Source organism: Cupriavidus neocaledonicus (assembly GCF_000372525.1).
Classification (GTDB): domain Bacteria; phylum Pseudomonadota; class Gammaproteobacteria; order Burkholderiales; family Burkholderiaceae; genus Cupriavidus; species Cupriavidus neocaledonicus.
The window spans coordinates 25304-43705 of the sequence record NZ_AQUR01000065.1 but is presented as its reverse complement, the minus strand read 5'-3'; the positions used below and the strand labels follow the sequence as shown (position 1 = coordinate 43705).

The 18402-nt window shown below is 57.9% G+C and carries 12 protein-coding genes; 5 read left to right on the top strand and 7 right to left on the bottom strand.

All coding sequences use genetic code 11. From position 1 onward, the window contains the following. Positions 1–195: ATP-binding protein (locus tag A3AG_RS33095; RefSeq protein ID WP_018003937.1), on the top strand; the 195-nt coding region annotated here is incomplete at its 5' end. Between the two features lie 69 nt (positions 196–264). Here A3AG_RS33095 and A3AG_RS0102495 read toward each other — a convergent pair. The 6 genes from A3AG_RS0102495 to A3AG_RS0102470 form a co-directional block, all read right to left on the bottom strand. Then, complete coding sequence (locus tag A3AG_RS0102495) at positions 265–1653, bottom strand: SNF2 helicase-associated domain-containing protein (protein ID WP_018003936.1); 1389 nt, start codon at positions 1651–1653, stop codon at positions 265–267. After that, the gene (locus A3AG_RS34820; RefSeq protein WP_081712770.1) at positions 1650–2168 is read right to left on the bottom strand and encodes an SWIM zinc finger family protein; all 519 of its coding nucleotides are present in this window, start codon (positions 2166–2168) and stop codon (positions 1650–1652) included. The genes A3AG_RS0102495 and A3AG_RS34820 overlap by 4 nt, the downstream gene beginning before the upstream one ends. Positions 2169–2619: 451 nt before the next feature. Then, the gene (locus A3AG_RS31250; RefSeq protein WP_012354407.1) at positions 2620–3930 is read right to left on the bottom strand and encodes a TIGR02679 family protein; all 1311 of its coding nucleotides are present in this window, start codon (positions 3928–3930) and stop codon (positions 2620–2622) included. After that, complete coding sequence (locus tag A3AG_RS0102480) at positions 3927–8072, bottom strand: TIGR02680 family protein (protein WP_012354408.1); 4146 nt, start codon at positions 8070–8072, stop codon at positions 3927–3929. Before A3AG_RS0102480 ends, A3AG_RS31250 begins: the two co-directional genes overlap by 4 nt. Further along, the gene (locus A3AG_RS0102475; protein ID WP_012354409.1) at positions 8069–9334 is read right to left on the bottom strand and encodes a TIGR02678 family protein; all 1266 of its coding nucleotides are present in this window, start codon (positions 9332–9334) and stop codon (positions 8069–8071) included. The genes A3AG_RS0102480 and A3AG_RS0102475 overlap by 4 nt, the downstream gene beginning before the upstream one ends. Continuing rightward, complete coding sequence (locus A3AG_RS0102470; RefSeq protein WP_020384426.1) at positions 9331–11010, bottom strand: TIGR02677 family protein; 1680 nt, start codon at positions 11008–11010, stop codon at positions 9331–9333. Before A3AG_RS0102470 ends, A3AG_RS0102475 begins: the two co-directional genes overlap by 4 nt. 869 nt (positions 11011–11879) lie before the next feature. Between A3AG_RS0102470 and A3AG_RS0102460 the strand changes: the two genes are divergently transcribed. Then, the gene (locus tag A3AG_RS0102460; RefSeq protein ID WP_012354412.1) at positions 11880–12320 is read left to right on the top strand and encodes a hypothetical protein; all 441 of its coding nucleotides are present in this window, start codon (positions 11880–11882) and stop codon (positions 12318–12320) included. Positions 12321–12536: 216 nt separating this feature from the next. Here the strand turns inward: A3AG_RS0102460 and A3AG_RS31245 are convergent, their stop codons facing one another. Then, positions 12537–12938 (bottom strand): cold-shock protein, encoded by a 402-nt coding sequence (locus tag A3AG_RS31245; protein ID WP_181924291.1) that lies wholly within the window; start codon positions 12936–12938, stop codon positions 12537–12539. Positions 12939–13490: 552 nt separating this feature from the next. Between A3AG_RS31245 and A3AG_RS33080 the strand changes: the two genes are divergently transcribed. From A3AG_RS33080 to A3AG_RS31240, 3 genes are all read left to right on the top strand, one after another. Then, entirely contained in the window at positions 13491–15248 is a 1758-nt protein-coding gene (locus A3AG_RS33080) for a patatin-like phospholipase family protein (protein ID WP_012354415.1), read from the top strand. A 249-nt stretch (positions 15249–15497) separates the two neighbouring features. After that, positions 15498–16184 carry a hypothetical protein gene (locus A3AG_RS33075; protein ID WP_145987451.1) on the top strand — a complete coding sequence of 229 codons (687 nt, stop codon included), beginning with the start codon at positions 15498–15500 and terminating at the stop codon, positions 16182–16184. A gap of 984 nt (positions 16185–17168) precedes the next feature. Continuing rightward, the gene (locus A3AG_RS31240; protein WP_145987452.1) at positions 17169–18239 is read left to right on the top strand and encodes a hypothetical protein; all 1071 of its coding nucleotides are present in this window, start codon (positions 17169–17171) and stop codon (positions 18237–18239) included. The last annotated feature ends 163 nt before the right edge of the window (positions 18240–18402 follow it).

The window sequence follows — 18402 nt, the reverse complement described above, 5'->3', positions numbered from 1 at the left end:
AACGTGTTCCCTGACCCCGGCATGACCATCGCCGCGATTGACCGACTCGTCCACCATTCGACGATCTTTGAAATGAACGTCGAAAGCTACCGTCGGCGCACCGCAAGCGACAAGCAGTCTGCTCGCCGACGACAATCATCCAGCGACAACGACAATCACCGCGACATCGATAACGGAGCGACAACCATGACCTAACACTCACCGACAATCATCCCGGCCAACCGGCCAAAATGATTGTCGCTGGACCGGCCGTCCTGCTTGACGCTATCTAGCCTTGGCCGCATCGAGCGCGCCAACCTGCTTGAGCGCGAGAATCGCGGCAATGACCTGGAGGGTCTTGCCCAGTCCCATGTCATCCGCAATGACGCTCCCGAAGCCGATGCAAGCATTGCGAAAGAGCCAATTGAACCCGCGCTCCTGGTAGGGGCGCAGTTGTGCTTCCAGCCCGTCAGGCAACGAGCATGGCTCGATATCCTGCAATTTTCGGAGGATCGCTTCGGCGTTCTTGTCTCGCGCGATTGCCGCGCCATCAAGCTCTCCGGCGATGGCGATGCGTAAAAGTTCCGGAGCTGTCACCTTCGGGGGCGCAGCGAGGGCAGCGCTTAGGCTGGCGAGTTCCTTGGGATCCAGATAAACGTATTCGTCCTTGATCCGCAAGACACCACTCGCGCCTTGCACGAGCTGCTCGAACTCACGCTTGCCGAGAATGTGATCGCCGATTGCGATCTGCCAGTCAAACGAGAACAGGTCGTCAGCCCGGAACCAACTGACGGTACTCGGCGGTTGCCCGGCAATTCGCATGGAGAGCTTCGGCCGCAACAGCGCTTCCATTCCCTTCGGCAAAAGCGAGCGAATCCCCATCAGCCGCAGCACGGGCAGCGTGTCATTCAGCCATGACGGCAACTGCGCCGAGGACACGGCGATCGGCGTCCTGGCCTCCCTTTGTACGTAGTCGTTGATGGGAGGGCAGTGCTGGTCGAGCACAGAGATTGTCTGCAGAACCGCATAGCGGTGCTTGCCCCATTGATTGTCTGCGATGACGGTTGCCAAGGCTGTTGGTTCCCGGGTCGGGTGCTCTCTGTCCTGGACGTCAATGTCGACCGTGAAGCCCGCCCCGATATCGTCCACCCGCAGGACGGGCGAGAATCGCCGCTCGGCGAGATGGAAGGCGGAGAGGGAGGTTTGAATGGCGCCCGGGATAGCGCCCTCGCCGGGCCGGTCGAAGTGGGCGTAGTTGTCAGTGAAGAACAGCCCAAGGATCATGTCGCCGTTAGGCGAGCCAGCCCATGTGCGGACATAGTGCGTGAGCCATACGGAGCATAGGTGCAGGGCTCCTGCATACCGCTCCACCGTCTTCCGTGGGCGTGACTGGCCATCGACGGTAAGTAGGCGCGGTGGCAGTGCCACGGCGTGAACTACACCTTTCACCTGCTCGTCCGCGATCGCGGGCAACCATCGCACCCCTGCGACGTTATTGGTGTGGGCATAGATCTGGGGTGTGACCGCTCCCTTGCTAAGCAGGTGCAAGGTCACCAGCCGGAGTTGATAAAAGGCCGCCACCTCCGGCTGGTAGTCGGGTAGGTCGCTTGCCTCAATACGTGCTAATGCACCCAGGAAATCCGACGGCGCGGTGGCCCGAGTCACTCCGCTCATCGCTGCACCAAGTGTCGATGGCCACACCAGGCCTTGGCGGATATGTGGCTTGTCGTAGGGGAGAATCGGCGAGTAATCGTCCTCATCCCTCTCGCCGGCCAGGTTCTTAGCGGCAGTCTTGGCGACCCTAGCGAGACGGCTGCGGACCGCTTCCCGGAAATCCCCCTTGGAAAAGAGAAACTTGGATGCTCGGGCAGCAACCGACTCAGCGGTTCGAGCAGGTCAGGGATCGAAGAACAATCGATCGGTTTGAATTCGGTGACTTGCGCCTGCTCCTCCCGCTTTTCCCCTCGACGTACTGGCGCCGCCATAGGTAGCAGATCGGACAGCGTGGGCACTGGCCGGTTCACCTCGTTCTGGATGCTGAGCCGGCAATCATCGAGCGCACTGACCAGATCCAGCCCGCGAAGGCTGAACACCAAGAAAGGGTCTCGGTCAATCTCGGCGCTCAGGACGTAGATAACGGCCGCCAGGTGTTTGCAGGGGACCGCCCAATCCGGGCACGAGCAGGTCATCCGAAGATCGCGCCACCCGGTTGGGAAGACATTGATGCCTTCCTTTTGGCTGAGCCCGAGTACCGCCGGGTCCAGTTTCACGATTAAGCAACCGCCCGATGAGCGCCGGGTTGCCGGCAATGGCCTTAAAAAGGCTGTCCCGATCCGCGCGCTGAAAGGGCGGGATGTCGATTTTGACTTTGTATGGTTCGACGCGCGAGCCTTGGACGCGTGCGGTGACCGAACTACCGGACACCTCCATGGAGGTCACGGCGCCGTTTCGCACGTAGGCGCGGCCGCGCGGCAACCGGTTCTCGTGGTCAATATGCTGCAGGGCGTTTAGCCAGCGTTCGCCCCACCACGTGTTCCCGAATTTCGTTCTTGTTGCCACTAGATCTACCGGATGCACAATCGAGCACGACAAGTATGCCGACGGCGCCGCTACAAGCAAGCCTCCTCCATTTAGAAGTGTCTAAGGCGGCACGTTAAGATATACCAACTCCTTTTTCCGCCTAGGTGCGGAATCCCGCCGCCAGGTCGCCCAATAGATCCTCCACGACACGCTCTTCGGCGCAGACTGACTACGGAGCTTCATCATCGTGGTCAATTCCGGCTCCCAGGTTGCTAGGACAGGTTCGCCGGTGGCGGGGAAGTCCTTGTCGCGGGTCGCAGCAACCACGCGCTCGTATTCTGCGGCACCAAATCTCCAGGCGTTCGTGCCATACGCCCGCATGACGTGGTTACCTATACGAATGCCTTCCCAATCGTAGTCGCCGTGGTAGTGCAAGTCGGCGCCGCTACGCTTGAGGCTGGTGAGAAGATGCCGCTGCGCCGCAGCCGGCATGCCATCGGTGCAGACGAGCGGGGCACACGATGCACCAAGGGCGTTGGCCGCGATGGTAACGACCTCTGGGTTCTCGCAAACGAAAACGGCGATCCCCGCGACTTCCCATGTTTCGGGATTACGCACTAGCTGGCGTAGGGTCAGATAGCCGGGCTCGCCACGCATGAATCTGCTCCTGTCGGAGGGACGCATCGGGAGGTTCAGGCATAGCGCGGGCCGGGCCAGCTCGTTGACCAGTACGCCGGCGCGGGCCCAGGTATCGCGCGCGCGCTCCTCCGCCACCTCGTCGGCGGTGCGGGTCGTGTCGTCATTTTCGTCGTCGGGTGTTGTGGACGACTGGCGTAACACGGCGAGGACCAGGGACGCGATTGGCCTGTTGCGATCCAGTGCGTGGGCATCACCGTGGGTCTCGGCCGCCAACTGGGCAAGTGGCACGCCCTTCAGGGGTAGCCTCTGGAGGACCTCGGCCGCATGGCGACAGAGGATTCGCGCACGTTCCGGGCTTCGCGTTGACAAGCGCTTGATCAGTCCGCGCCCCAGGCTGGATTCCAAAAATCTTTGCAGGGGCGGGTCCTGGCAACTGTCGGCCACACCCTCCCACGCGAGCCTTTCGTCGGTGCGGGCCTTTTCCTTGTTGACGATTGGCCCATCCAACATTTCGAGCGCAATCCGCAGGCTTGGCGCGAGCCCGGCTCGGTGTAATGCCCAGTCGACGTCCTCGAGGCAAAAGGAAATGGAGTCGGCATGCCGGTACGGGCGCCCGAGAATCAGGCGGAGCGTCTCCATATGGGCAGGGGGGAGTCCCCTCAGATTGACTACGCCTGCAATGGGTGCTTCGGGGCGCTCGCGCTCGAAGACCCTGCGCAGGCGCGCCCGTAGCGACGCCCGGTCATCGCCACCGAGAAGGTTGTGAAGGCGAGGAGAGGGCGCATCAGTCATTGCAACGTCGTGGGATTGCTACGCCCGGTAACCTGTCGCCGTTGTTTTCCATCCCACTTCCAACGCGAGACAAAGACCGCATCCACGCCGGGCGCCCGTTGCAGTTCGCAGATCGATACGCCTGGGAACGCTGGATAGCATGCCCATTCACGTTCGCTGGTGATCATGAAATCCAGATCGAACATCTGGATCAGCTTGGCGCAGTCCCCACGCGCGTGGTCGTCAATGCCGGCGAACGCCTCATCCAGCAAGATCAATCGCGGGGCGAGTTGGCCCGCGCTCTGGTTGTAGAAATTGGCCACGGCCGCAATCATCGGCACAGTCAGGCCCAGTGCCCGTTCTCCACTGGATGCCGGGTCGGAAATCGACTTCCATCCGCCGTTTTGAGAGCGCTGAACGCGGAAGCGGTGCCAGAGACGATAGTCCAGTGCTCTTGCGAGCCGGTCTGCCGATTTTTGGCCATAGGAGTCCGGGTTCTCGTTCTCCGCTTTGATGCGCTGGAGGAACCAATCCCCGATCTCCTTGCGCTCGTCTTCTGTTAGGAGTTCTGCGCTTTTTTGGAGGAGGATTGTACGCAGGCGCTCGAAGTTCGCCGTTGAGCCGGCGTTGTCCTTGGTCGGCTCCCACTGAAGCTTGAACTTGACTCCCGTCGCGGTCGGATACTTGTCCAGTTCCCTGTTGATCTCATGCACCTGCTTTTCGGCGGTCCTAAGCAGCCGATGAATCTCGATGGCGATGTCCTGCTTGAGATGCTGCTCAAGGATCTCTTGCTCGCGCACACTCAGCAGGTTTTCGCGCCTCACAATCTCCTCATCCAGAAGGATAAGCAGAGCGTGCGGCTGTTCCTCCTTCCCTTGGAAGACAATCCTTACCGAAATGCCTGAATCAGACTGGGTGCCGTGGGCCTCATGACCGAGTGCATTGAGCGCATGATCCAATTCGCGAAACTCGGTATTGATGACGCTTTGTGAACGCCTCCACGCCTCGTCGGTGTCTTCGAGGTTGCTCAATTCCTGCTCGGCCTTGCGCGCGAGGCCCAAGGCTGCATCGACCGCCCATGGCCGCGTGAGATCGGGAATGTCGATGGCAGGGAGCGCTGCAGGAATCAGACCGGCCTCCGCAACTTGCTTGAATGCATCGATGGCCCGAAACCGATTGTCTGCCGCCTCCTTCACCTGGGTCTCAGCGGATGTGAGCGCCTCGTTCGCAGCACCTTCCTCTTTTGCCGCCGCAACTTGTTTGGCATTTGCCGCGTTATAGGCGTCAGTAGCAATGCTGAGAGCATGCCTCGCCGCGGTAATCAACTCTTCGTATTGATCAACACGCATGCCTATCGTTTCCCGCAGAACCGCAAGTTGGGCTTCCGCGCGTGTGTCGTCAATCTGGCATTGCGCGAGGATCGCCTCCTGTTTGGCGAATTCCTGGCGACAATCGTCTTCATGGCGTGAGGCAGTTTCATAATCCCGCCACGCCTGTCGGATCCCGTACACTAGGTGGTCAAGCCCATGGAATTTCGGATCCAACTCGGTCAAGGAATCCTCGACGGCCGTGAGACCCGACGGCTCGACGGGGAGGCCCATGTCCGTCGCGGCTTCCAGCCGCCTATTAACGGCTTGCTGCAACCTACGTTCGGCTTCTTGGCAGTCGGTATCTGCACGTGAAAACTCCGCCTTTGCGCTGTTCAGGCTCTCCGTGGCGCTCTTCACCGCCAGATGTGCGCGGCGTAGCCCGACATCGCTGGGGATGTCCTCGAGCTCTTTCCTGACTTGCTCCTGTTCCTGGACAGCCGTATTGATCTGTTCGCGCAGCGAAGTTCGTTCGGCACCAAGCTCCTTTTCAGCCTCATCGATGAGGGAAAGACGCGCTGCCCGTGCCTGGGCTCTTGCCGCCGTGCCGATATAGGCAGGCGCGGGTTTCGTCCATGCGCCCGCCAGCGACGCAAGGCGGTACCGCCCGCTGGGCGAGAGCCACGCCTCACCACCGGGATCGTTGTCTGAACAGGCGATTCCGGCGAGTAACCGCTCGACGACGGCCGTCGGCACGTCGCATTCCGGCGGGATGCTCGGTGCGAGAAGGGTCTTCAATGGCGATTGTGCGACCGACGACCGTTGACTCCAGTTGGCGTCCAGAGGCAAAACCTTGCCTTCGGCGTCCGTGATCGCGCCGTTAGGGCTGACCCACGCGTCAAGTAGTCCTGAGCCCTCCAGCGCTGCCTCGATTCCGGCGCGTTGTTCCGGCCGTACCTTCGGCTTGAAATCAACAAGCTTCCAGAAAGGTGCGCCAGGTCGGCCTGAGCGAGCCTCATAGTCACGGGTGTATTGTGGGGGAGGAGGGATATCAACGCCGGCGACCAACTTTTCTCGCTCGCCCTGCAAGTCGGCAGCCAAGCGTTCGTTCGCCAGCCACTTGAGCTTGATTTCCGCCTCTTCCTTGGCAATCTGTTCGACAGCTTCTTGCTGTCCCGACAAGAGCGCAGTCAGGCAGGGATTCTTTTCCTCTAGCCGCTGAATCCACTCCGCCAGTCTTTCCATGTTGCCATCAACGTCCACCTTAATCCGACGCAGCCCTACAAAATGGCGTTGCCACGCATCGAGGAGGTCGTCCGAGGCAGCGTCCAGTTCATTGTCGGCCTGTGAGAGGCGCTCTTCCGCGGCTTTCTTCGCGCTCTCCTTGTCGTGGCGGAGATCTCGAAACATCTCGAATTTGTTCTGCGCGGTGTTCACGACGCCATGCATTCGGCGCATCTCCGAAATCTGGCTGCGCCGCACGCCGGTTTCGGCAAAGAGCGCGGTCTTCGCAGCAAGGATCGCGGCGTCATCGGCCCCCACCAGATCCGTCGCTTCACTGCTGATGAGTCGGTTGTTCGCAATCGCTCGGCTCACGCCGGCAAGACCCGCAATGCGTGTGACGTCGTGCCGGATGTCGGCAATCTGGTGCCCCATCTTGTCAAAATGGTCTTTTCGCTCGCCTGCAACCGTGTGGGAGGCGTCTAGCTTGCGGCGTCGTTCGTCGAGTTCGGTTGCGGCTTCGTCCTTTGCCTTCCGGCGCTCTGCCGCATCCTCCGCAGCCATCGCCATCCGATAGGAATCCTTGTTGGCTGGATCATCTCGTAGGACGTTCACGCGAGTTTGCTGTCGTTCCTTCTCTGAATTGGTGGTGGTGAGTTCAATCTCCACGCGGGCCTGGGCTGCGATCGCGGCGCTCACCCGGTCAGTGGCGGCGTGGCGGGTAGAACTTGCCGTCTGGAAGTCCACATGGGCCTGACGAAGGAGTCTTCCTTTGCGCCGGGTCTGCATGCCGGCGTAGGTACGATAATGGCGCTCGAACTTTGCCACGGACCTCCGCAGCTCATTGAATTTCTCAAGTTCGTCGTGGTGCTCATCAAGCAATACCAGTGCCTCAGATACGTCGTTGACGAGGTTGGCTGGTAGAGGCGTAAGGGATTGGGTGAGGGCATTGGAGAGCAACTGCTCATCGGGGCGTTTGCTCAGTTGCGGTTGGCGCAACTGAATCAGCGTATTCATCAAGGCGTCGTACCGCGTCGTGCCCACCCCGAACAGACGCTCATCGACCGCGTCGCGGTAGCTTTGCGTCGTATCAAATACGCGCCCCCGGTAAGCCAGCACCTCTCGCAGCCCGTCTTTGGTGAGTGCACGATTGCCGTTGCCAATGAGGGAGAGGTCATCGTTGACCCTCCCAGCGACGCCGGCATCGATCATGAAGAACCAATGGTCCACATTGGGCCGGCGACTGTCCGCAGACAATCCGGCTCCCAACGTGACGTACTCGGGTTCATCGCCGTCACGTAACCTCCCGAATTCCATCCAGACATACCCAATGCGGCGGTCGATGCTCCCTTGGAGCAGGTTCCACAGCATCTTTTTCCCGGGGTCCGCGTCAGGCTCCATCCGGCTGGGCATCAGAAAGCCATCGAACAGGAACGGCATGGTCAGCGATAAGACCTTCGACTTGCCGGCACCATTGCGTCCGCGAAGGTTCAGCTTGCCATCATAGAAAGCGAACTCTTCATTGTCGTATAGGTAAATGTCAATGAGACCGATTCGCATCGGTTGCCAGCGGGACATCGTCGGCGTAGGGATCTCATCGTCGTGCCGGGGATCAGTGTGGTCGGTATCTTTCATCGATAGGCTCGCGTTCTGGCGGGTTTGCTGACTTTAGGTGTCCCAAGGGCGAATCTGGCAATGGCCGGAAGCGGGAAGACTCGCTCCCCGTCTTTCCCCACCAACTTCAGTTTCTCAAGCCGTTCGAGGGCTTCCTCGGCGAGCCATCGTTCAGCGCCGGGCTCACGCGCCTCCTTGCGCCAATGTGAGCCGTGTGTGGGGATGCAACTCCGTACGAAGTCTTCGATGTCCGTTATTGCCGAATAAGCAGCCAGTTCGTACGTGTCGCGCCTTGCCCGAATGTGTTTCTGGGAAAGGTACTCGGCAACAAGCAGGGTGATATGGCCAATCGTGCCGTCACCGCCCATTTTCAGATCTGTCATCTGACAGCGTTCATCGACGAGTGCGACGCCCTCCATGCGTTGCTCGGCGGACATCTCGATGGCATCGCACAATCGGGCCGCCATCAGGCCGCGTTGGGTGGCGAGGTAACTGTGGGTTTCCTTGTCAAGGTCAGCAAAGTAGATCACCGGGTCGTCGAGCAACCGCCGTGAAAGGTGATGGCGCATCGCCGTGCGACGCGCGTCCTCGTTGTCGAAGACTGTTTCCTTCGCGAGCCACTCCACACGCTCATCGGTCGAAATGGCGTCCCGAATGCCCGTCGACGGACCGCGCACCGCGGTAATGACTTCGTTCAGCAGCCAACGGTTAATGTCGTACAGCACCTCGGTGGACTGCTCGGCGACGTATTTGTCTTCGTCGCCGTCTACACGCTGGAGTACGCCTAGGGTCAGCAGGGTCCTGAGAACCGTGACCAGGTCCTGCCGCTCGGAACGGGAGGTTAGTTTCAGGACGAATCCGCGGGCGGTAAGCGCTTCGTCGGATGCTGCCAGGGTCAGCTTCTCGCCTAGATGTTGAAGCATGATCTGCGCTTGCGACCCATTCAAAATCGCGCAGACCAAGCAAAAAATCGCATAGCGCCGGCGGTCAAAGTCGGGAATCCCTCGAGTCCCGTCTTGGAAATCTGCGGGTATCTTGCGCAGTCTCGCGCCATTCGGTGACACCCTCAGATCCCAGCCTGTTTCGCGGCGCAAGAACTCCTGCAAACTCTTGGCGTGCCGTCGCACCAGCCCGAATTCGTCATGATCCGGGGACATCAACGGCGTCATCAGGATAGCGCGCATGGCGAGTCGCATTTCCTCGCGCTCATAGGCATGTGGCTTCGCGGCGATTTCAGAGGGGGCGGGCGCGTCGGCGCCAGACACGTTGTCTTCCTCGGTCATGACCAGGCAGGTGTTATGGTGATTAGGTGGTCTCGGCCGGCGAGCGTACCGCTTGGTGTTGAAATCTCAGCGTGAGTGTCCGCACCTAGCGGTTCAAGCCGCACGAGCAGTGATCCATCGCCGGTCAGGATGTCGGTGGGAGCGTCGGGGCCGATTTGGTGGTCGAGCGCCTCGCCTAGCAGTGCGAGGAAGAGGGCGAATTCGTTGGTATTCAGGGCGCCAAGCTCAGACAGCCGCATTGGTAGCGCCGTGGCAAAACGGCGCCTCGCTTCCGCAACCTGATTCGACTCGTCTTCCATCAACTGCTGGATGCGCCGCCGATCGGCGGAACGATCCTTGACACCTGGCAACTGACCGCGCTGTGGGCCGTCGCCCAACTGATACAGACGGGGGCAGATCCGGAGCGCCGGTCCCTCAGCCCACGGGGTGCTGGGCGGGACATATTCCTCTTGTGCCGTGTCCAGCGGTAGGTGTCGGGCCGGGTTCAAACCGAAAGCCACCCGCGCAAGTCGATGTGCGTCTGTCTCGCTATCGCATGAGAGAAACCATGCTGCTAGTGTGCGCAGGTCGGTGGAGCGGTCGCTGCGCCCGGTGCGGCGATCATTAATCTCCTTGATCGCGATGGCAAGCTGACGGATCGCTGACCGAGCCTTCTGGCGGAGCAGGTCGGCAGTCGATGGGTCATTGTTGGAATTGACAAACCATCCACGCAGGCCAGTCCATCGGTCCTTCCATTGCCGCCGGATGGCGAGGACTGCGTCAGTAGATTCCCACGTGCGACGGGCGGCGTCTTGCTCAGCGTCTTGCTCGGCGTCGGGTGCGGCGTCTGGCGCCAGGCGCTCTGCAACCGCGAAGAGCATGCTCTCTATATGGCTATCAAGTGCCTGGATGAGATCGGAAATGGTGTCACCGCGGCGCGCGAGGTCGCTCACGAACCGCTCGAGGTAGTCGATCAGTTGCTTCTTGTAACGCTCGACGTTGTTGACCTCGACGTCGCTCGGGTTAAGGTGCCGATCCACGCCAGCCATGAAGGCGGCGGCGTTCTCCGTCATCGTGGCAAACACACCCGTCAACTCTCGCAATGTCGATCGTACTTTGTCTGCATCCAGCTCCTTGCTACTAGTGAGGGCGACAAGGGCGCGCAAAAGTTGTTCGATATCCGCGAGAGCCACCGTCTGAAGCTCCGCGCGTTGTCGAAGGACTTCGTCGTAGCGCTGCAAGGCCGCCTCGACGGCCTCGCCGGGCTTTGAGAGGCGGTAGATCTTGTAGTTGCGCTTGAAATCTGCGATGGAGGACCAGCGCGCCATGTCCTGCTGGGCCTCGAGGTTTCCCCAGCGCACCAGCGCGTCTAGGTGCTGGGTGAGCTGATCGATGTCCGGACGGGCAATACCGGCCGGCAGGGCGATCTCGGTGAGAACCTCGTCGGGACGAAGTTGGAGGCGATACTGTGCCTTCGCCTTCGCGAACACATCCATAATCGCGCGGTAGATCGTCGCATGGTCCGCGCTGACATGGCTAAAGAGTTGGCCTCTTCTGGCATCCGCGAACGCGGACCTGGTCCCGTGCGCATCGAAGCGAAATGGAGATGCACCGTTTTCAGATGGGCCCGCGGTGGCCGGAGGCTCGACGTCCGATTGCGCCCCAGACGCGCCGGCCACGCTTGCCATATCAGCCATGGGGTTACGTGCGCCGCATTGGAGTAACAGAGAAGAGCGCGGCACGTTTGCTGTCGACGCGCCTTTCGAGCTTAGTCGCCCGCCGCGGCTGGCTCAACCTTTGTGCAGGCTGGAAATGTTCGTGTCCGCACCGATGGGTGACGTTTCGGGGGGAGCGGTGCGTGAAATGATGGTTCGTTAGGTTTGACAGCGCAGCACGGGGCGGCATTCAATCTCGCTGGATCGGGGCGCCAAGCGAGGTGCCGAGGCAGCGGCGTAAATGGCAAAAAGTGGGCGCCTTGAGTTGGAAGGTCGCCGGCAAGCGAAAAAAAAAGCGCTTACGTAGGTATGCCTTTGTTTTCGTTGCATGTGGTGCCCGCCGATGGGCTTGCAAGCGCCGAGCAGACTCAGCGCGCAGCGGCGCACGACCTGGACGCGGGTGCAGGCAGAGTTGGGCGCGGCGCAGCGCCGGCCGAACGGGCCGAGGCCGAAGCGCCCTGGCGCGCCAGCTGCTGGCAGAATCGCGGGTGGCGCCCCCAGGCCCGGCGTCGACTGAGCAGGAGGCGCCAGGCAGGCGAAAAACTGGACGAAGAGCAGGCACGCCTACGGCCGCCTCCAAACCGGATGACGGCAGCGACAGTAGTCTCCGACATAGTTGCCTGCCAACTTCCTGACCCCCGCCATCCATATGGAGGATGTCAAGGCGACGCCAGCCTTTTTACGATCAATACAGCGGCGGCATGCGCGAGCATCGCTGTCACGTTTTTGATGACATAAAGGTGACACCGTCGCGGTCCGTTGCTACCCGAATGAAATTAAGTGCGATGCGGTGAAGCGGCTCCTACATGCCGGAGCGGTGTCAGTAGGCATTCACATTGATTCAGAAGCCCATGAACAACTTCAACTTCTTGCATGGCCACGACCCCGCGCCCCGCCCGAGGGATGAGTTGCTGTATGAATTTGTCGCTGCTGAACTGGCAAACTCAATGATCAAGCAAGGCTTGTGGGCCAAGGCGCTGTCTGACAGCAATTGGAACCAGCCCTCGGCAAAGGCGCTATATGTAAAGATGCGCGTCGCTCAGCTAAGGGGCGAAATCCTAGCCGAATCCCGGCAGCGAATGGCCGCCTTAAGCGATCCGGTGAGAGAAGCAAGAGAGTTTGGCCTCACTGAAGAGGAAGTTGAATATCTCGGGAAGCCAATAAAGGCAGTCCGCCACGTTGAAAAATTCCGCATCACCAAGGACAAACTCGCCGAAGCCATTGGTCGAGGAAAAATTCGCGCCGTACTCTGTAACGAGGTCTTGTGGGTCCAAGACCGTGCAATTGGCTAAGCGTTCTTTAGTGTGGTTGAAGGGAATCTGGCGTCTTGCTGCGTAAGCGGCCTGCTCCAAACGTGACCGCGTGGGCCGAAAGCATCCGGATGCCGTAATGGCGTGCGCCTTTGGACCTACATAAAGAAATTCGGAGGTATGGATGCTGCCTCCTCATCATGTAGCAACTGGGGGGCACGCGTATTGATGGCCCGCCTCGCCGATTTCTTGAGCCACTCACTGCTTCGTCGGCGTGAAGAGGGCCTGCGACCAAGAAACGCCCTTATGCGCTGCAGCGCATAAGGGCGTTTCTTGGTCAGGGGCCATGCTGGCCAGGAGGCTGACCATGCCCGCCTGTCGAGGGAAGTAACCAGCAAAGGCGCCGCCGGCTATAAACTCCAGGGCCACCAGACGGGCAAAAATCGGCAAGAGGTTTGCGTCCGACTGCGGCTTCGGTGCGCCAACTATGGCGATGTTCAACGCCTGAACCCGGCCGTCCTTCCCTTTGCCGAACTCGAGGCTCCCGCGGTCGCCAAGCTTAGGCGTCACGGTGCGTGTCTGTAGCGCCGTGACGTGGAAGAAGACGTCTTCGTGTCCGCGCGGACGTCGATAAACCCGAAACCCTTGTCTGTATGCCATGTCTTGACCCGACCCGCTTTTTTCATGATTCTCGTCTGTATTGTTGAGGTCCAAGTTTAAGGGATGAGAGGAGCGGGTTACGTGGACTCAGCAGCAGCCGAACGCCGACTGCTCTGCCACCCGTAGTCGGTGGGGTGTTGGTCTGATGCAACCCACCTTGTATGTCAAATCGGGTAGATTTGCCCGTGAGCGGAATGCCGCGGTAATGACGTTAAGAACAGCAACAGGTAGAGACATGGGTCGTAGGAGAAGGGAGCCGTCGCATAGCGAGGTGTTGATGGATGCGCCATGGTGGCCATGGTGAGCAGGGAATCAAAGCTTTTTCACGAGAAAGGTCACTGTCCAATGATGGAAGGTGTTGCAGCTTTAACGACAGCCATGAGCATCCCCCGTGTCAGATTAGGCCGAGTGCGCTTCCGGGAATGGAGGCCCCCGGGTCCATCTCGGTAATCTGGCGCCTCCCCGAAAGCCTTCAGCGACAAGGCTCTCTGACCAGTCACACCCAACATCCCCCCTGCAATTCGGATCGCACCATCTCTATGGAGGCAAGAAATGCCCTATCCTCGCTTGTGCGCATCGCGGTTGTTATCTATGCTTCTCAATAAAAATAAAGGGCATCTAATGTCGCCTATCCAAATGCATACTGCAGCAATCTGGGTAATTTTCATGCTGTCAAGTTGCGCCTCCGTGGAGGTCACTACGAAAGAGGTGCCAGTCGACACAAACACACCTCCGCCATTGCTTCGAGAAAAGACCCCGCCCCCCTATATTGGTCTGGCCTTGTCAGGTGGTGGCAATAGATCTGCACTGTATTCCTCATATGTTATAGACCTCCTTTCGGCGCTGCCGGTCCGAGCCATGGCTCCCACCCGCCAGTACAGCTTCATGGATACCGTGCAGTATATATCCAGCGTATCTGGAGGCGGCTTTGCTGCTTCCTACTATTCGACAAAGAGGGATGCCTCACTCAACGGGCCTGATTGGAACGCAACTAAGCAATCGTTCTATAGCCAATTTCACTCGAAAATGAATGAGAATTGGGAGGCTGCCATCGGGTGGAGATTATTCGCCACCATCTTTACAAGAACACCGATCGAACTGCTCGAGCGGAGCCTCGAGAGTGATTTCTTGAAGGGGGAAACATTTGGCTCATTGGCGCAGAAGGAGGCCTCCGGAAGGTCGCCCGTAATGATTTTCAATGCTACTCATTACGATACAGGTCGAAAATTCGTGATGAGTACCTTGCCGACCGCGACTTTCAAGCTACGCACTGATAAACTTATAATAGACATTCTTGAGTTGAAAGAGAGAAAAGCAAAGTTATCGCTTCTCGACCAGTCTTCGCTATCCGCCCGTATGTTTTCGAATATCGAGCGCTCGACCTATGCAGAGAGCTTCCATGAGGCCACTCCTGAACTCCTCAATACGTTGGTACCCGAGGGCTTTGACGCTATTCAGGGGCCGGGGTCCGCTTCCCTAGATTACGAGGATATGCCGCTGTCATTGGCAGTAGCGTCATCCGGTGCCTTCCCAGGGCTAGGTCCTTTACCATTAACAGTAAAAGCGCCGAATGGAAACGTTCTCGATTACACATACGTCCACCTGATTGACGGAGGAGTGACCGATAATAGCGGCGTAGAATCTCTGGCGCAAATATTTCTTCGTGATCTTATAAGCCCGTATACGAACAAGGTAAGTGGCACGGAAAAATCTCCGATCACGGAAAACATGGACTACGCGCTAATCATCAAAGTCGATGCGTCGCTCCCATTCAGGGAAAGTAGTCCTGCCTTCAAGAACAGGACAACGCCGCTTTGGACCATCCTAGCTGATCCCGGTCAACCCAGTGATATTCAAGAGGAAAGAACGAACTTTTATCGAAAAAGTCTTTGGCATTTTGCGGGGGGTAATACAAACATGGTAGCTGGAACACCTGACAATCCCATCAGCAGAATGAAAATCATCGAGTTCCGGCACACGGACCTTAGCGATGCCGACCAAGTAGGCGCGCTAGCGCTAGAAGGAGCTCCGAGGCGGATTAAAGATCGAATTCAACCGAAAGGGTGTCGCGTTCCATTAAGTCGCGAGGATGCGCAAAGGCGGCTCTCGGAAGTTTCTACAAGATATCATCTTTCCGATGAGTGTGATGTATCTTGGCTCCGAATCTCTGCTTGCTCATCGGTATTAAAGCACGCCCCGAATATCCAGCGCTTTTACCAACTCGCCGACGGAAAAGCTTCAGAATATGCTCTTGATAATTTGTATGAACGAACACGAATGCTTTGCCCGGAAATGTTCAGCGAATCATAGATGGCATCATTATTTCCGCAAGTGAGTAGGGTTACTGAAGCATTTTACATATACTTGTATTTTTTAAACAAAAAGAAACGACACAATAATATGAACTTTCGTGGCACGTATGCAGCTTTTCTGGGCCTTTGCATTGCTATTCTGCCAGGCTGTGCGACGCATAACACGGGTGAGAGCGGGTTGGCGGTCTTTAACCCAAATCCATCTCGCGACGTGAAAGCCCGGCAACCATTTTCGGTAGCGTACCACATGAACTCCAACAAGAGCCTTGAGACAGAAATTATTCCAGCGCTGAACGATTACCTCGGTGACATTCTGACTGCAGGAAACCTGGTTGACCAGCAGCAGAGTTATGTGTCTACAGCAACGTTTTTAGGCGCTTTGGCCGCAACATTTGGAGCGATATACGAAAAGACGGCGTTAATACTCACAGGTGTGGGGGTCAGCGGCGCGGGTTACGCTGTCGACAAACAGTACAATCTTACGGCCCAGTCTGTCGCATATGATCATGCCGTGACCAATCTCATGTGCGTGATAAATGCTGCAAACGGCGTCTCGGATAATGATATACAAAACACAATTGCCTATGCTGGAAAGGATGACGATAGGCTTGCCGGTGTAAATGCCAAAAATTCCATACTCATACAGGCCAATGCGGTAACGGCCCGCCTTCGGACTGCACTCAAGGCAGCGCCTAGATCAAATCCATCAGAGAATGATCTGGTTGCATATATGAACAAATTAAAGGCTAGTGAAGGAAAGCCGCAGCCGAACATGAATGGAGCCGCCGTTCAAAGTTTGATCCAAGATGAACAAGCTAAAGGTAGGAGCGCTAGTGAAGCCCAGCAACTGATTTTCGATAGATATTCGGTATCCATTACACGGGTACTACAGTTGAATGCGAATCTCGCTAAATGTCAAAATACCATGCTTTGATTGTGTGAGTGGCGTGAATTCTGTTCCTGCATCAGGTGAATGCCTGCGCCGGTCCTTCGGCCCAACCCACTCAAGATGGGCCAAGAACGATTGCAATTTGCGCCAAAAACGCTTGGCAGGTGACGAGGTGTGAATGGCCGTTGCCCTGCTTGCGCCATCTGTTTTGCGCAAGCAGGGCAACGAGGATCGCTTCTCAAGCCTCCCTTGGCGCTGACATCACGCCAGCAGCCACCCACACCCGCGTCCCGGCGGGAAGGCCCAGCATCACAGATCCCCTCCCACCAAGCTCGCTAGCAGAAGCCGTAGAACAACACACTCAGGCTTGCCATCGAAACACACGCGCGCGCCACGACATGCGATGACAAGCCCGGTCGATCGGCTCCGCCGCCGGCGGCGACGTCATGTGCACGGGCAGGATTAAATCGGCCGGAGCCAACGCGGATGTCGCGGCTGGCTCCTGATCCCGCCACAACTTCGACACGAGATTTGCGTTCAGGCCATGCGCGCGGGCAACTTCTGACAGCGAGCGTGTCGGGTCTCGTGCTTCTGCCACGACCTGCGTGTGGAACTCTTTTGTGCAGTTCGTGGAGCCATACCGGCGACCCCGCGCCTTGATTTCTATTTCATCTTGTCCTACCAGATTCTGATGGGAATTAGACCGCGTCTTCGGACTCTCATGAACATACGGTGCTGGTGCAACGCTTACGACTTTGGTTAAGCGTAGAGAACAGGCCGAGCAAGCTCTTTCCAAGAGATATTCCATCGTTGATGCCGTTACGCACGTGCGCCACCGGCAAATCGACACGAACGAACATCGCCAACTCAGAATCCGCCGTTTCAGGCTTGGATTGCCAGGGTGGCGAAAGACCGCGAGGTTGAAAATGCGCCAGCGATGGACTACTACTATCGACACCCACACCCACGCTTACGTAGGGCGCTACGCCAGTGGCCATGAACCAAAGGACAGCGACGGAGGAGGAACCTATGCATGAAGGTTCAGGCAGCTGGGGCTTCGCACGGCCGCTCCGCTTAATTGTTTGCATCGCAATCCTCTCATCTGCCAATGTCGCTTATGCTCGAATGCCGATGGTCGAGCCGCCCGGTCAGCCCATCAATGACGACCTCTTGGATGGGTTTTTGCGTCAAGGTGGGTGGAGCCAAACTGCGGATGATGATCCTAGTGCCAGGCAACTTGAGGCAAGTTACATTAAGGGCATTGTTGACGCATACGTGGCGAAGCCATCCGATCCTAAAGCGATCAATGACTTGGGGTTAGTCGGTCTGGCGCTGGCGGTGGCGGAATGGGGAGTAGAGCCTGCTGATGGACTACCGGACGACCCTGCCGGAAAGAACTGGGGGGGCGTCATTGGCGCAGACGGAAAACGTTTAATGAGCTATTCGAAGGGCGCGATTGGTGTTTCCCATGCTGACAGCGATTCTCTCGCTGATTTCTTCTCCTTCATCAAGAAAGATAGAGGAGATTCCCTGCCACAGGCGACGCGGTTCTATCAGCTTCAAGGCATCAATTTCGACCGGCTTTACGCGGACGGCGGCCATTGCAACAGGCCTTCGACCGTAATTGTTATTGATCTGAACGGAAAGCCATTTGGATACGTCGAGCATGGATATGCTGGGGATCGCTATTGTGGAATATACAGAAAGTACAAAACCAACGAAGAAGACTGGAGAATTTTTCGGCACAATATGCGCCTCGTCCTTAGAACCAGGGAGGGGCAGGCTTATCTCATCAATGCATGGTTGAAGGAATATTGGTGGCCCTCTTACCGGAAGGTCGCCGGGCAACCTAATGGAAAAATCGAGGACGTTATTATCAATTCACGGATTCGCAACTCATCTCCTGTCACGGCAAACTGCACGCTGGGAAAGGCAAGGAGTAGCGGCGATGCCATCTCAGCCCAACTAAATGCGTATGCATCGAAGGACTGTCATGGGAAGCCGGATCACAAGCGACGTTGGCCGTATATGATGCGCGCGGTCGTAGTCTACAGATTTTATGCTAATCATCAGTTAGCTGAGCAGACACGGCAAAAATAACCACCATGTTTCGCGTGGCGCATTTGATTTCGACCATAACGTCTGAGATATTGGGCGTCAATGAGCTGTCGAATACCAGAGCGAACCCCCGTTGTTCCAGCGATGGGGGCTGACACCCAGACACTTATATCTGCGTTCAGTCGTACGTAATTGACATCCGCGG

What these genes read in the sequence shown, in the direction of transcription:
- A3AG_RS0102495 (WP_018003936.1), bottom strand. Translation starts at nt 1,653, where the DNA reads ATGAGCGGAGTGACTCGGGCCACCGCGCCGTCGGATTTCCTGGGTGCA.
- A3AG_RS34820 (WP_081712770.1), bottom strand. Translation starts at nt 2,168, where the DNA reads ATGACCTGCTCGTGCCCGGATTGGGCGGTCCCCTGCAAACACCTGGCG.
- A3AG_RS31250 (WP_012354407.1), bottom strand. Translation starts at nt 3,930, where the DNA reads ATGACTGATGCGCCCTCTCCTCGCCTTCACAACCTTCTCGGTGGCGAT.
- A3AG_RS0102480 (WP_012354408.1), bottom strand. Translation starts at nt 8,072, where the DNA reads ATGAAAGATACCGACCACACTGATCCCCGGCACGACGATGAGATCCCT.
- A3AG_RS0102475 (WP_012354409.1), bottom strand. Translation starts at nt 9,334, where the DNA reads ATGACCGAGGAAGACAACGTGTCTGGCGCCGACGCGCCCGCCCCCTCT.
- A3AG_RS0102470 (WP_020384426.1), bottom strand. Translation starts at nt 11,010, where the DNA reads ATGGCTGATATGGCAAGCGTGGCCGGCGCGTCTGGGGCGCAATCGGAC.
- A3AG_RS0102460 (WP_012354412.1), top strand. Translation starts at nt 11,880, where the DNA reads ATGAACAACTTCAACTTCTTGCATGGCCACGACCCCGCGCCCCGCCCG.
- A3AG_RS31245 (WP_181924291.1), bottom strand. Translation starts at nt 12,938, where the DNA reads ATGGCATACAGACAAGGGTTTCGGGTTTATCGACGTCCGCGCGGACAC.
- A3AG_RS33080 (WP_012354415.1), top strand. Translation starts at nt 13,491, where the DNA reads ATGCCCTATCCTCGCTTGTGCGCATCGCGGTTGTTATCTATGCTTCTC.
- A3AG_RS33075 (WP_145987451.1), top strand. Translation starts at nt 15,498, where the DNA reads ATGAACTCCAACAAGAGCCTTGAGACAGAAATTATTCCAGCGCTGAAC.
- A3AG_RS31240 (WP_145987452.1), top strand. Translation starts at nt 17,169, where the DNA reads ATGCATGAAGGTTCAGGCAGCTGGGGCTTCGCACGGCCGCTCCGCTTA.